Origin of the sequence: Corynebacterium jeikeium (genome assembly GCF_028609885.1) — a bacterium.
GTDB lineage: Bacteria > Actinomycetota > Actinomycetes > Mycobacteriales > Mycobacteriaceae > Corynebacterium > Corynebacterium jeikeium.
Window position 1 is genome coordinate 400,883 of the sequence record NZ_CP063195.1, and the last position, 13,165, is coordinate 414,047.

Sequence of the window (13,165 nt, forward strand, 5' to 3'; positions counted from 1 at the left end):
ATGTCCATTGTTCTTAATCGAACTGTGCGGTTAGCGTTCCGCACCTGTGTGTTGTTTATCTGCACGGCTAGCATCGCTGCGTGTGGCGTTAAGGGCGCCTATGAATCCGAAGCTGATGCTGCTCTGCGAAACGACATCAAGAATGCTGCTGATCTGCAGGATCCTCGTAGCTTTGAGGGCGTTTCGGAGGTCAAGGACTTCACGGATGTGGAGCCTGTGACCAAGAATCCATCCCCGAAGCTGCCGGTGGAGCTGACCGACGCAGACGGCCACGATGTCAAGGTTAATAAGCTCGATCGGATTCTGGCTCTTGACCTGTACGGTACTTACACTAAAACCCTTACTGGCCTGGGTCTTGCCGATCGGATTGTAGGCCGCACGGTCTCTTCTACTGAAAACATCTTGGCCGACAGGCCAGTGGTCACTCAAGGTGGGCACAACATCAACGTGGAAGCCGTGTTGTCGTTGGAGCCGGATATCGTCATCGTGGACCACTCCATCGGGCCACGGGACGCTATCGATCAGATTCGTCAGGCGGGCGTGACCACTGTGGTCATGGAACCGACCCGCACGATCGATTCGGTAGCCGAGGACATCACCACGCTCGGTGCTGTCGTGGGCCTCCCGGAGGATGCGGAAAAGCTTGCGGATCGCACAGTCGAGGAAATAAATCTGGATAAAGAGACCATCAAGAAGATGGTGCCCTCTACACCGATGCGGGTGGCATTCCTTTATGCCCGTGGAAATGGTGGAGTGTTCTTCATCATGGGCGAAGGGACCGGAGCAAAAGACCTGATCGAGGGCGTTGGTGCGGTTGACGTGGGGACGGAGAACAACCTTTCCTACATCGAACCAGCCAATGCGGAGTCGCTAGCTAGGTTAAACCCAGATGCGTTCATCATGATGACCGGCGGGTTGGAATCCACCGGAGGGATCGAAGGCCTGCTCAAACGCCCCGGCATAGCTCAAACCACGGCAGGACAGAAGCGGCGCGTAATCACGATTCCAGATGGTCAATCGTTGGCGTTCGGCCCTATGACTGGGCAAACACTTTTGCGGACAGCGAAGGCGTTATATGACCCACACGGTTAATACGAACGAGTTTCTCCGGGCGCGAACGCGCCGATGGGTAGGGATTTTCGGTGCACTGGTGGTGCTAATGCTTGTTGCTGCGGTGCTATCGATCGTGCTTGGACAGTACTACGTGCCACTGCAGGATTTAGGTTCAATCTTGCTGGGGAAAGACCATCATTCAGGTCTGGCCTCCAGCGTAGTGTGGGATATTCGCTTGCCGCGCATCCTGCTGGGGTTCCTAGTCGGCGCATGTTTGGGTGTGGCTGGAACATTGATGCAGGCGGTGTTTGCCAACCCTCTGGCCGAGCCATCGATTATTGGCGTGACCTCGGGCGCCGGGGTTGGTGCGGCGTTGGCAATCGTCTTTAACCTTGCTTTCTTCGGCACGTTCACCGTTCCGTTCTTCGCCTTTCTTTCCGCATTGGTTGCCGCTGGCCTGATTTACCAGCTAGCACGAAGTCAAGGCCGAGTTGTGGTTATCAATCTGGTTCTCACAGGTATCGCGGTCAATGCCGTGTGTGGAGCAATTATCTCCTTCATGGTCTATTTGGCTCCGACCGCCAGTCGGGAAGAGATCATCTTTTGGCAGATGGGATCCCTAAATGGTGCCCAGTGGAAGCACGTTTGGGCGGTTTTGCCGATCACGATGGTTGGAATTGCCGTAGCCCTACGGATGGGTGGGGCACTAGACGTGCTTGCTTTGGGTGAGAAAGCCGCTGGTCACACAGGGATCAATGTAAGTCAATTGAGAGCGATTGTGATCATCGCTGCGACCGTACTCACTGCAGGTGCAGTTGCCTTTGCTGGGCTCATCGGCTTCGTAGGGCTGATTATCCCGCACCTGTTGCGAACGGTCATGGGGCCGGAGAATTATCTCCTCATCCCTGCTTCTGCGCTTGGCGGGGCGGTCTTGATTGGTCTGGCCGATGTGGCTGCCCGCACGTTGATTGAATTCGCAGATTTGCCGATTGGCATCTTCACTGCCCTTGTCGGCGGCCCGACTTTCTTCGTTCTGCTGCGCCGAATGATGCGAAAGGGGATGCACGCATGAGTGCTCACGGTAGCGATGCGACTACTAACAGTATGGCTATCGGCGATAAGGCCATTGAGGTATCTGGCCTCGCCGTCGACGTTGGTGCCAAGCGGTTGCTCAGTGACATTAGTTTTGTCGCTCGTGCCGGCGAGGTCACAGGGCTCATTGGGCCGAATGGTGCTGGTAAGTCGACGCTGCTCGCCGCGCTGTCTGGGGATATTAAACCTACTGAGGGTGTGGTTTCCGTCGCCGGATTAGACCCCTCTCGGGCCGATGCAAGGGCAATGGCGCAGCGCCGTGCGGTGTTGCTTCAGGATGTCCAAGTCGCGTTTGAGTTTCTTGTTCGAGATGTTGTGGCGATGGGACGGCGACCGTGGCGAGGGACAGTCGATAGCAGTGTGGATGAGCTCATTGTTGACGCTGCTCTGGACGCCACCGGTTCCACTGCGTTGGCAGTTCGTGACATCGTCACTCTTTCCGGTGGCGAACGTGCTCGGGTTGCGTTGTCCCGAGTTTTGGCCCAGCAAACACCGGTGGTGTTGTTAGACGAGCCGACCGCGGCGATGGATATCCGTCATCAGGAACAAGTCTTGAGCTTGATGCAGCAGATCGCTCACAGAGTTGGAACTGCGGTGGTGATTGTGTTGCATGACCTCGACGCAGCTGCGGCGTATTGCGATCACATCGTCTGTCTATCGAATGGGCGAATTGCCGCCGCTGGATCGGTTGATTCGGTCTATACCGACGAGATTCTCTCCAGCGTTTATGACTGGCCCATCGAAGTTGTCCGCAGTGCGGATAATGACGTCTCTGTTCGTCCGCGGCGGAGGGATCCGCCAGCTGCAGTAGCTCGACTGCTTTCTGCATATCAATCCATTCCATTCACTAGGGCTAAGTCCCTAGGATCCATTCATCAGGAGTAATTCTCATGTCTATTAAGTCAACTCGAAATGTCATGCTCGGCACTGTGATGACTTTCGCCCTGGGCACTGCTGCACTTTCCGTACCCGTTGCATCGGCACAGGATGGCGCATCTCAGGCTAAACCTGAATGCAAAACTGTTATCACTGGCGGTACCTTCAACTGGGGATTGAAGGAGAGCTTCCGCAGCTACATCCTGGGGAGAATCGCTCAGGGAAGCTGGGAAACGAAGGGTGAGGTTAAGGAATCTGATCCTGCCAACAAGAAATCCAAGGACTTCCAATTCCAATTCCAGGTAGACCCAAGTGTATCTAGCATTGAGGTCGATTCCGAGGGCAACGTAACCAAGGCAGAGATCGGCACCAAGCCGTCCGATGTCGTTTTTGAAGGCCATCATGGTGCTTTGTACTCGAACTTCAAGTCCCCTTACATCACGGCCGAGGGGGCTAGTATTCAGGGCGGCGCTAGCTATGAGGGATACTACGTGCCTGGCAAGCACATGACTGAGTATACGCCTGAGGACCGTATCGAAGAGAACAAGGTTTCCGGCAGGGACGTGTTCTCGAAGGGGCACGGAAACTGGAAGGTTGACGGGGACACTGTCACGCTTGATGCAAGCAGCATGACCTACGTTCCTAAGCCAGGAACGGATGGGGACAAGAACATTGTGGAGGGTGTAGACGTCCTATTCATGGGCATTTACTCGGCGGACTACAAGCCAGAGCTGGATGACATCAATGTTTCTCTGACCACCGAGAAGAAATGTGCAACGCCAGGGGAGCCGACTCCGGATGATGAAGGTGGTCCTGGCCCGGACAACCCGAGCAACCCAGACAACCCGGATGACCAGGGGCAAGGCCAAGGTTCGCTGGGCAAGTTCGGAAAGGTGTGGAACTACATTCTTGGCACGGTCGGAATCCTAGGCATGCTGGCGATCATTGGCCACGCGATCAACGTGTCTGGCGCTCTCGATGGCATTCACAAGAAGATTGATGAATTCCTACGCCACCACAACTTGCGCTAATAACGAGTTCCCTTTTCTCGTTCAGCGACAAATTCCAGATTCCACGCGGATCTTGAAACTCTTTCGAAAGGAATAACGTGATGGCTTCGACCTCCACACTTTCAAACACAAGCTTTAACACAGCCGAGCCGATCTCTCAGGCACTGCGCAATGCCACTGCGGAGGCGCACGGGCGCGCAGAAGGATCCGAGTTCATGAGCACCCTTTTCAAAGGCGAGCTTGACGCTCAAGCGGTGTATGCGCTTTCGGGACAACTCTGGTTTGTCTACAGCGCTCTAGAGAACGCTGTAGAAAGAGTCTCCGGCACTCCCATCGGGTCGGTTATTGCCGATCCGCGCCTGCAACGTTGCGCTGCGTTGGAACACGATCTGACGTATTGCCTCGGCTCCGATTGGCGCGAACAACTTGAACTACTGCCCGCCACCCGGCGGTATGTAGATCGCCTCGACTCTTTCGGAGAACAAGACGTTGTACGAGTGATCGCTCATCACTATGTCCGCTACCTCGGGGATATTTCCGGCGGTCAGGTCATCGCTGTACGTGTAGCAGACCTCTACAATGTCGCTCCTGAGGCATTGAAGTTCTATGACTTCTCCGCTATTGGCAAGATCCCTCCGTACCGAACCAGCTACCGTCAGCGCCTCGATAGCCTGCCACTCACAGCACAGCAGCGTTCCGCATTGATTGAGGAAGCCATCGATGCTTTTGGTATGAATTTTTCCCTGTTCACAGATCTTTACGGAGTCTGCGCGTGAATACACCATTCTTGTCCAAGTCCAATTCCCGCCACTTCGTTGCCAGCGCCCTGGTCAGTTCCGTCGCGTTAAGCGGCATGGCGGTTCCTGTAGCACAGGCAGAGGAAGTGTCCGCCCCAGTGTTAGGAGCCGGTGCTTTTGCCTGGCCGATCAAAACCTCTTTCCTTAAGCATGTGCAGGGGCCGATCGCCAGGGGAACCGTCATCGGCGATGGAGGCGCGGAGTTTAAGGGAAACCAGTTTGTGTTCCCAGTAAATACCCAAGAAACAAAGCTGGACCCGCAGGGGAATGGCACGATTGCCCTGGACGGCAGCGCACATGTGACCGCATACAAAGGTCTTGGTAAGAACGGCGGGCCAGCTTTGGATGTCTCTTACTTCGACTTGAAGTTGAATGTCACAGGTCAGGCGGTATCGCTTATTGGGGACTACTCCCTTTCCGGTAACACGGCGAACGATCCTACACAGCTAGACAAGCGCGGCGACGATGAAGTAATCGTGACCTTCACCCTGGAAGCCCCGATTGATCCGGGTAAGGATCTCGTTGCCCAGAACCGTCCCACAACGGCCGGTATCGGATTGCAGAGATCTCTACTCCGCTACAACGAGGGCGAGCAGCTGGAGGGCGCGGACGTTGACCTGCTGCTGGACTATGACGATGGCAAGCAGATAGAAGATGTAACCCCGCAGGAACTGCAGGGAAGTGCAAGCGGATTCTCCGGTTCTTCTAGTGGCAGTTCCAAAAGCTCGCCCCTTGGCATCGCGGCCGGTGTGATCGCCGCCATTGCGGCAGTGATTGGGGTAGGGGCACTGGCCTCCGGGCACGTGGATTGGCGCGGAGTTTTAAAGAACTTCGGCATCAACGTCTAGAGGTAAAGCACCACACCACCCCATCTGCGAAGAATTGTTGGTCGTTCCAGCTGCTGCCGACAGGATTGGCAGTGGAAGTAACAAATTCACAGCAGGTGGGGTGCTTTGCTGTCCATGTACTCGTGAGCCTGGTTCCAGTTTCGCGTGCCGGGAAGTAACATACACAAACGCACGTAGTCGACCAGGTAAGAGGGGCAATCACAGTGGCGGGCAACACCCAGCGCAGCGGAGGCGTGCGCAAGAAGAACAAGAAGGGCGCAACCAAGGGCTCCGGCGGCCAGGGGCGCCGCAGCCTGCGGGGCAAGGGGGCCACGCCGAAGGCGGAGGATCGCGTCTACCACGCCGCATACAAGCGCAAGCAGGCTGCCAAGCGCCGGGCTTCCGGCGCACACGACCGCTTCGCAAAGGACGATAACCAGGTGGAGCTGGTGGTCGGCCGCAACCCGGTGATCGAGTGCCTGCACGCCAAGGTCCCCGCCACCGCGCTGTACGTCGCGGAGGGCACCAAGAACGACGAGCGCCTGGCCGAGGCCGTCCACACCTGCGCCGACCGAGGCATTTCTGTGCTGGAGGTTTCCCGCGCCGAGCTGGATCGCATGACCGGCAACGGTATGCACCAGGGGATTGGCCTGCAGATCCCGCCCTACCAGTACACGCAGGTAGAAGACCTGATTCAGCAGGCTGCCTCTGCACCCCAGCCCGGTCTGGTCGTCGCGCTGGATAACATCACCGACCCGCGCAACCTCGGTGCGGTTATCCGCTCCGTAGCGGCATTCGGCGGCCACGGCGTGATCATCCCGGAGCGCCGCAGCGCCTCAGTTACCGCCGTTGCTTGGCGCACCTCCGCTGGCACGGCCGCGCGCCTGCCCGTGGCAAAGGCCACCAACATGGTGCGTTCCCTGAAGCAGCTCCAGCAGGCCGGCTACCAGGTCGTGGGCCTGGACGCCGGCGGCGACCACACCCTCGATACCTACGACGGCACTACCCCGACCGTCATCGTCGTCGGCTCGGAGGGCAAGGGGCTGTCCCGCCTGGTTTCGGAGACCTGCGACACGATCATGTCGATCCCCATGGCCAAGTGGGTGGAATCCCTCAATGCGTCGGTCGCTGCGGGCGTGGTGCTCAGCGAGTTCGCCCGCCAGCGTCGCGCTGCTAAGTGACGCCCCCTCGTCTTCGCCTCTGCGGATTCCTCAGCAGGGGCTTCTAGTTTCTAAGGCTTAAGTCCTCGAATGTATGTCTCCACGAGCCAGGGCTGGTAATCGGGTACGAACTGTTGAGCTGTGTCTGGCAGCGGGCGGGTGATTGCCGCCAGGCCGAGGTGGAAATGTAATGCGTCCACGTCCTCTCTGAGGAGGTTCCAGCGGCGTGCACGGTGAAGCACCCTTTCTAACTGTTCCATCAGTTCGTTCATTCGAGGGACGAGGTCTGCCTCAAAATCCAAGTTTTCCACAATGGTCGGCACTACCTGCGTGGCGATGGCTCCCAGCTGGAGCTCTGCGACGCTATGGACGAAACTGCTCCACGCTTCGGTGGCTTGTTGAGCGTTCTCCCATCCCGCCGTGTGGCGGTCGATGATGTCGATGAGGCGCTCGCGCCCGTAGTCGAAAAGCCCCGTCAGCAAGTCCTGCTTGGTGGGGAAGTGGCGGTAGAGGGTGCCGATGCCCACGCCGGCTTCGCTGGCAATAGTGCGCATTGAAACGTCGATCCCGACGGTGGAAAACATCCTCCAAGCTGCAATGAGTATTGCCTGCCTGTTCTCGTGTGTGTCCGCGCGCATAGCCAACCTTTCGCAATTTGTTGCTCTATCGCTTGCATTTTATCTAAACGGAACGTTATGATCCATTTTGTTAAAACGGAACACAACGTTCCGCTTTATGGGTCTCAGAAAGGGGAAACCCAATGTCCAACGCTGTAGATGCACAGAAGAATCCACCAACCCAAGCGCCTCCGGCTTCTGAGCGCAGTGGCAACGGTCGCCTCGCCGCCATCGTCGTTGCCCTCACGGGAATTATCACTCTGATGCTGTTGGCGTTCCTCACCCCGAGCATGAACTCCGGTCCGGAAGATTTGCCTCTTGCGGTTTCTGGCCCTGCGCCTGCAGTCCAGAAGGTTGAGGGAATGCTCGAGCAGAAGCAGCCCGGCGCCTTCGACGTCACCGCCTACGACAATCCAGACGAGGTAAAAACGAAGGTCCTGGAACGCGAAGCGATCGGCGGCATCACTATCGGCAAGGATGGCACCGTCGTCACCATCGCTAGCGGCGCCGGTTCCACATTCAAACAGATCATGACCGGCCTTGCCGATGGTATGAAGCAGCAGGGACAGAAGGTCACCGTGGAGGACGTCGCCCCGCTACCCGAAGGCGACCCGAACGGAATCGGCCTGAATACCCTTGCCCTGCCGCTGGCTTTCGGAGGCATGGCCTCGGCCGCGCTGCTGACCTTCGGGCTCAAGGGGCGTCGTTGGGGCCGGGTGGTCGGCGCAGCCGTGTTCTCCATTCTGGCCGGTCTGGTGCTCGGTGCGATCATGCAGTTCGGATATGACCTGTTCGACGGAAACTATCTTGAACTGGCGGGAATCCTCGCGCTGGGTATCGCCGGTACCTCGATGTTCGTACTCGGCATGGAATCCCTGCTCGGCGGCGCAGGTCTGGGCATCGGCGCGATCATCACTCTGTTTGTTTCCAACCCGCTGTCCGGCATAGCGACAGGCTGGCAGTGGCTGCCTAGCCCCTGGGGCTGGTTCGGCCAGTACCTACCCATCGGCGCAGCAGGAACGGCCGTGCGCTCTGTCGCCTACTTCGATGGCCACGGCATTACCCACGCGGTGGTTGTTTTGTTCTGCTGGGTCGCGTTCGGCGTGGGCATGGTCGCTCTGGCTTCGTGGCGGAAGCGTCGCGCTACTAAGTGACGCCCCCTTCGTCCCAGCCGTAGCCGGCTCCAGCGCTAGCCAATAATTCGCGCTAGCCGAACATTTCCTCCTGCTTATCCCACTGAACCTGCGCCCACGCCTCCCGCAACTCGGGCTGTGGGTCGTAGATGGTTTCCTCGCCGGTGGGGAAGTGGGCGTCAAAAACCTGCGTGGCGAAGCCCAGCGAATAAGGATCAAAACCGGGGTCGTGAGAGTGCACGAACTGCCTCCACCGCGACTGCATAGCGACGGTGGTGGCGCGCATCTCGTCACGGCCACCGAGTAGCACGGCAATGCGCCCCTTGTCCTGGTCATAGCGCTGGAAGAGGATCGGCAGATCCAGGGCGTGCATCGCGCCCATGCCGGAATAGCGCAGGAACGGGGTAGTGGTATCCAGTCGGTAAACCCACGCCCGGTCGCTCGGGTGATTCTGTGCCAGGTACCAGGAAGGGCCGGTGAACAGCGCGTCGCCGAAGAAACGCCCCTTGAGTTTGCGGGATTTCGGGCCACCATAGTGCTGCTCCAGAATGTTGGTGGCCTGGGCATCGGTGCCGGAAATCGCGTGGGCGAACGTGCGCGTGCGCGTGTACTGCATGGAGCTACGCTTTGGCTCCAGGTGCATCATGTCGTATTCGTTGCGGTTCGTGCCGATCAGCAGGGGCACGTCCATCATCGCGCCGGGGGAAAGCGGGTGTTCCGGCAACAGGTCGCCATCGATCACCGGGGCGAACGGGCCGGCCTTGGAGATCGGATTGTCCGCGTGGAAGCGCACAATCTCGTCCGAGAGGCGGCCCAGGATCGTGTGCTCGGCGGTAAGGAGGTCTTCGGTGGCGGCTGCAAGCTCCTCGTCGCTGAGCTCCGGCGGCGCCTGGCGGACCGGGGTGCGCTGGTCCAGCGGCAGGGATTCTTCCGCGCGCATGCGGTGCAGCCAGCGGGCGGCGAAGTCCGTCCAATACTTTGCATTCGCGCGGGTGTGGACGATCATCGGGGCGGGGGATTGCGCGATGGCCGCGCTGAACAGCTCCTTCGCGGACGGGGTGGCCATCAGGGCGGTGACCATGGCCCCACCGCTGGATTCGCCCATGATGGTCACGCGGTCGGGATCGCCGCCGAAGGCACGGGCGTTGTCGTGGATCCAGCGCAGAGCCGTCAGCAGGTCGGAGTGACCCGCGTTGCTATCCATGCCCTCCGGCGTGTGCGTGCCCTCGCCCAGAGCTAACTGGCCAAAGATGCCCACGCGGTAGTTCACGGCCACGTACACGCAATCGATGGCCTGGGCGAAGTACTCGCCGGACAGCAAAGGCTTGTTCGCGGAGCCGTGGATGTTCGATCCGCCGTGGAAGTAGACCACCACCGGACGGCCGGCTTCCGGGTCGATTGCGGGGGTAGGTGAGTCCGCCGGGCGGGGGACCACCACGTTTAGCCAGAGGCAGTCCTCCGTGCCCTCCCAATTGCCGGCGGACTTGCGCGCCGGGCGGTACTGCGAGCACGCATCGCCGGAGGTGGCGGCGTTGAACACGCCTTCCCACGGGGCGATGGGTTCGGCACGGCGGAAGCGGCGGGTTCCGATGGGCTTTTCGGCGTAGGGGATTCCGCGGAAGGCGGTCACACCGGTTTCCGCGTGGCCTTTGACCAGTCCGGTGGTGGTACGGACGATCCAGGGGTTGGTGGGTTGTGTGTTGGCTGTCGTCTCGGTAATCACAAGTGCTACCTTAACGAGCTGCGCCGCTGGTGTCCCTCTTCCGGGGGCGGTGGCTATATTTTTATGCGCTTTACGCGCACGGCCTGTTTAGGCGTGGTGTGCGTGGCCTGCAGCCTCGTTGCTGGTCTGTTTTGAGATCGACTCGCCAGCAGCCGAATACTCCCGCGCCCGCACCGCATCCGCCTGCACGTGTCGGGAACGCATCCAGGCGATTCCACGGCAGACCAGGTAGATCACAAAGCTCAAGGTGGTCACGAATACCGAAACCGGCAGCCCCGGCGCCAGCGATGCCACCAGCCCGCCGACCGCCGACACCACGGAGAAAATACCCGACAGTACTACGGCCAACACCGGGTTGCTGGTCACCTTCACAGCCGCCGCGCCGGGCGTAATCAGCAGCGCAATCAGCAGCAGGGCGCCAACGATCTGCACGCCCTGGCTGGCCACTACACCGATCAGCGCGGCGAACACTAGCGCCAGCACGCGCACCTTCACGCCCGAGGCCGCGGCCAGCACCGGATCCACTGTGGCGAACAGCAGTGGCCGCCACAGCAGCGCCATCGTCACCACCACCAGCACCGCCAGCGCCGCCAGGATGCCCAGCGAGGCAGAGCTCACGCCCACAATCTGGCCCGTCAACAGGCTAAAAGCCGCGGAAGACCTGCCGGGGTAGAGGTAGATAAACAGAACAGAAAGGCCCATGCCGAAGCTCAAGATCACCGCCACGATGGCGTCCTGCTCCCTTTGCCCCAACGCCGTCAGCGCCACGGCAGCCAGCACAGCGCCGATCAGCGCGCCCCAGCTCACGCTAAAGCCGAACAGTAGCGCGGCGGCGGCACCCATCAGTGCCAGCTCGCCGGTGGAGTGCGCGGCGAAGCTCATCTTCCGCATCACGATCAGCGGTGCGATCGCGCCCGAGACGATACCCAGCAGCAGCGCTGCCAGCAGTGCGTTCTGCACGAAGTCCACCGAAAGTAGCGCGAGGGTGTCTTCCCACCAGTCGCCGGTGTGGAATTGGCTGCTCATACGACCACCAGCTTTCCGTCTACGTTCACTACATTCACGTCCGTTTGGTACAGGCGGGAGAGCGTCTCGCTGTTCATGACCTCATCCACCGTGCCGATCGTGTGGCCGTGCGGTGCGAGGTATAGCACCCGGTCCGTCACGTTTAGGATCGGGTTGATGCCGTGGGTGACGAACACGATTGCCGTGTCGTGCTCCCGCCGCCTGCGATCCAGCAGCTCCACGGTCTTCTTCTGCGCGCGCAGGTCCAGGGAGAGCAGCGGCTCGTCGCACAGCAGCAGCTCCGGATCCTGCGCCATCGCTTGCGCCTGCCGGATGAGCTGTTGCTGTCCGCCGGATAACTCGCCGACCCGTCGATTGGCCAGGCCGGTCGCGCCTACTTCCTCCAGCGCCGCGTCGATCTGGGCTTTCTTTGGACGTCGATTCTTTATGACGCCCGCTGCGAGTGCGAGGCCAACCAGATCTCTTGCGCGCAGCGGAATGGTCGGGTCGAACATCCTCTGTTGGGGGATGTAGCCCAGCTTGTCGGTCACCTTGACGCTGCCACGGCTGAGTTTACGGGTCCCGAGCGCGACGTTCAGGAGAGTGGATTTTCCCACTCCGTTGGGGCCCAAAATAGCCAAAAACTCCCCCGGCGCGACCTCGAGGTCGAGGTCGCGCCAGAGGGGTTCTACTGCCGCGTCGCGGAGAGCGAGAACCATTACTTGGTTGCATCCTCCAATTGCTTGATCAGGGCGTCGGCGTACTCGAAGTAGTCTTGACCCTCATCGGGGGTTTCGTTGACATTGACTACCTTAATGCCAGCTTCCTTGGCTGCGTTGGTCAGCTGCTCGGCTGCCGGGGTTTCCGACTGCTCGTTAGTGATGAGGATGTCGGCCTTCTTGTCCGTGATCAGCTGGCGGGTGGCAGCCAGGTCGGCGGCGGAGGGCTCGGACTCGTTATTCACCGAGTGGGCAAAGCCCTCCGGGGTGATGTCCTTCAGCTCGGAATCGTCTACCAGCTCAGCGGCGACGGATTCGGTGAGGATGACGTTCTTGCCGCTCAGCTTCTCGATGCGCTGCTTCAGCTCGTCAGTCTTCTTGGATACGTCCTCGTCGGACTCCGGGATGTCGGAGTTCAGCTTGTGCAGCTCGGCGGAGAGGTTCTTTTCGAACTCGGAGACGACGTCTAGGTCGAACCAGACGTGGGGGTTGGCTCCACCGTGGTCGTGACCCTCATGATCGTGACCGTGCTCGTGATCATGTCCCTCCTCACCGTGCTCGTGGTCGTGACCTTCATGATCGTCACCGTGCTCGTGGTCATGACTCTCGTGCTCATCGTGACCGGACTCTTCACCGTGCCCGTGGTCATGGCTGTGCTCGTGCCCCTCCTCACCATGGTCGTCACCGTGGTGGTGTGCCTCAGCCAGTGGCTGGGCCGTAACCAGCGGGGTGCCCTCTTCCACGTTGTCGGTCAGCCAGTTGTCATAGCCCGCGCCGTTGGCGACTACGATGTCTGCGTCCTTGACTGCCGCGATGTCGCGGGCAGTGGCCTCGTACTCGTGCGGGTCGTCGTCCTTGCTGCTGAGGATGGTGGTCACCTCAACGTCATCGCGACCTTCAGTGACGTCTTCCGCGATGCTGCCCCAGATGGATGTGGAGGCGACGAGCTTGATCTTGTCCCCATCGGCGGCGGAATCTTCCGAACCGCCGGCGCAGGCGGTCACGCCCAACGCCAACGTTGCGATACTGAACACTGCTGCGAAATTGGCAACCATTTTCTTCATTCTCCCGAGGTTAGTGGGCACGAAAACGATCGTCAATATGAATCAAAATGAGGTTGAACCATCTACGAAACTCCACGGCAGGCCGGGGA

The 13,165-nt window shown here is 59.7% G+C and carries 13 protein-coding genes; 8 read left to right on the forward strand and 5 right to left on the reverse strand.

Annotated features, from left to right (window positions below; all coding sequences use genetic code 11):
- The 7 genes from CJEIK_RS01690 to rlmB all read left to right on the forward strand — a co-directional run bounded on the left by CJEIK_RS01690 (position 1) and on the right by rlmB (position 6,836).
- A complete protein-coding gene (locus CJEIK_RS01690) occupies positions 1 to 1,092 on the forward strand; it encodes a heme/hemin ABC transporter substrate-binding protein (protein WP_005296744.1) in 1,092 nt (363 codons plus the stop codon).
- Positions 1,076 to 2,125: a FecCD family ABC transporter permease gene (locus CJEIK_RS01695; RefSeq protein WP_005296741.1), complete on the forward strand. Its 1,050-nt coding sequence runs from the start codon at positions 1,076 to 1,078 to the stop codon at positions 2,123 to 2,125. Before CJEIK_RS01690 ends, CJEIK_RS01695 begins: the two co-directional genes overlap by 17 nt.
- Positions 2,122 to 3,030: a heme ABC transporter ATP-binding protein gene (locus tag CJEIK_RS01700; RefSeq protein ID WP_370510484.1), complete on the forward strand. Its 909-nt coding sequence runs from the start codon at positions 2,122 to 2,124 to the stop codon at positions 3,028 to 3,030. Before CJEIK_RS01695 ends, CJEIK_RS01700 begins: the two co-directional genes overlap by 4 nt.
- A gap of 5 nt (positions 3,031 to 3,035) precedes the next feature.
- The gene (locus CJEIK_RS01705) at positions 3,036 to 4,052 is read left to right on the forward strand and encodes an HtaA domain-containing protein (protein ID WP_050760848.1); all 1,017 of its coding nucleotides are present in this window, start codon (positions 3,036 to 3,038) and stop codon (positions 4,050 to 4,052) included.
- 80 nt (positions 4,053 to 4,132) lie between these two features.
- A complete protein-coding gene (locus tag CJEIK_RS01710; RefSeq protein ID WP_005296733.1) occupies positions 4,133 to 4,807 on the forward strand; it encodes a biliverdin-producing heme oxygenase in 675 nt (224 codons plus the stop codon).
- Positions 4,804 to 5,676 (forward strand): HtaA domain-containing protein, encoded by an 873-nt coding sequence (locus CJEIK_RS01715; protein ID WP_034965368.1) that lies wholly within the window; start codon positions 4,804 to 4,806, stop codon positions 5,674 to 5,676. Before CJEIK_RS01710 ends, CJEIK_RS01715 begins: the two co-directional genes overlap by 4 nt.
- 203 nt (positions 5,677 to 5,879) lie before the next feature.
- On the forward strand, positions 5,880 to 6,836 hold the full coding sequence (rlmB, locus tag CJEIK_RS01720) for a 23S rRNA (guanosine(2251)-2'-O)-methyltransferase RlmB (protein WP_005296729.1): 957 nt from the start codon (positions 5,880 to 5,882) through the stop codon (positions 6,834 to 6,836).
- A gap of 50 nt (positions 6,837 to 6,886) precedes the next feature.
- Here the strand turns inward: rlmB and CJEIK_RS01725 are convergent, their stop codons facing one another.
- Complete coding sequence (locus CJEIK_RS01725) at positions 6,887 to 7,453, reverse strand: TetR/AcrR family transcriptional regulator (RefSeq protein ID WP_005296725.1); 567 nt, start codon at positions 7,451 to 7,453, stop codon at positions 6,887 to 6,889.
- 122 nt (positions 7,454 to 7,575) lie between these two features.
- Here CJEIK_RS01725 and CJEIK_RS01730 point away from each other — a divergent pair, with 122 nt between their 5' ends.
- Positions 7,576 to 8,586, forward strand: a complete 1,011-nt coding sequence (locus CJEIK_RS01730) for an ABC transporter permease (RefSeq protein WP_005296721.1) — start codon at positions 7,576 to 7,578, stop codon at positions 8,584 to 8,586.
- Between the two features lie 52 nt (positions 8,587 to 8,638).
- Here the strand turns inward: CJEIK_RS01730 and CJEIK_RS01735 are convergent, their stop codons facing one another.
- From CJEIK_RS01735 to CJEIK_RS01750, 4 genes are all read right to left on the reverse strand, one after another.
- On the reverse strand, positions 8,639 to 10,288 hold the full coding sequence (locus tag CJEIK_RS01735; protein WP_005296718.1) for a carboxylesterase/lipase family protein: 1,650 nt from the start codon (positions 10,286 to 10,288) through the stop codon (positions 8,639 to 8,641).
- Between the two features lie 87 nt (positions 10,289 to 10,375).
- Positions 10,376 to 11,314: a metal ABC transporter permease gene (locus CJEIK_RS01740; RefSeq protein WP_005296716.1), complete on the reverse strand. Its 939-nt coding sequence runs from the start codon at positions 11,312 to 11,314 to the stop codon at positions 10,376 to 10,378.
- A complete protein-coding gene (locus CJEIK_RS01745) occupies positions 11,311 to 12,012 on the reverse strand; it encodes a metal ABC transporter ATP-binding protein (protein WP_005296713.1) in 702 nt (233 codons plus the stop codon). Before CJEIK_RS01745 ends, CJEIK_RS01740 begins: the two co-directional genes overlap by 4 nt.
- The gene (locus CJEIK_RS01750; protein WP_005296710.1) at positions 12,012 to 13,067 is read right to left on the reverse strand and encodes a metal ABC transporter solute-binding protein, Zn/Mn family; all 1,056 of its coding nucleotides are present in this window, start codon (positions 13,065 to 13,067) and stop codon (positions 12,012 to 12,014) included. Before CJEIK_RS01750 ends, CJEIK_RS01745 begins: the two co-directional genes overlap by 1 nt.
- Positions 13,068 to 13,165: the final 98 nt, after the last annotated feature.

Bases quoted from the DNA above. Each gene is read 5' to 3' on its own strand.
- CJEIK_RS01690 (WP_005296744.1), top strand. From the start codon at position 1: ATGTCCATTGTTCTTAATCGAACTGTGCGGTTAGCGTTCCGCACCTGT.
- CJEIK_RS01695 (WP_005296741.1), top strand. From the start codon at position 1,076: ATGACCCACACGGTTAATACGAACGAGTTTCTCCGGGCGCGAACGCGC.
- CJEIK_RS01700 (WP_370510484.1), top strand. From the start codon at position 2,122: ATGAGTGCTCACGGTAGCGATGCGACTACTAACAGTATGGCTATCGGC.
- CJEIK_RS01705 (WP_050760848.1), top strand. From the start codon at position 3,036: ATGTCTATTAAGTCAACTCGAAATGTCATGCTCGGCACTGTGATGACT.
- CJEIK_RS01710 (WP_005296733.1), top strand. From the start codon at position 4,133: ATGGCTTCGACCTCCACACTTTCAAACACAAGCTTTAACACAGCCGAG.
- CJEIK_RS01725 (WP_005296725.1), bottom strand. From the start codon at position 7,453: ATGCGCGCGGACACACACGAGAACAGGCAGGCAATACTCATTGCAGCT.
- CJEIK_RS01730 (WP_005296721.1), top strand. From the start codon at position 7,576: ATGTCCAACGCTGTAGATGCACAGAAGAATCCACCAACCCAAGCGCCT.
- CJEIK_RS01740 (WP_005296716.1), bottom strand. From the start codon at position 11,314: ATGAGCAGCCAATTCCACACCGGCGACTGGTGGGAAGACACCCTCGCG.
- CJEIK_RS01745 (WP_005296713.1), bottom strand. From the start codon at position 12,012: ATGGTTCTCGCTCTCCGCGACGCGGCAGTAGAACCCCTCTGGCGCGAC.
- CJEIK_RS01750 (WP_005296710.1), bottom strand. From the start codon at position 13,067: ATGGTTGCCAATTTCGCAGCAGTGTTCAGTATCGCAACGTTGGCGTTG.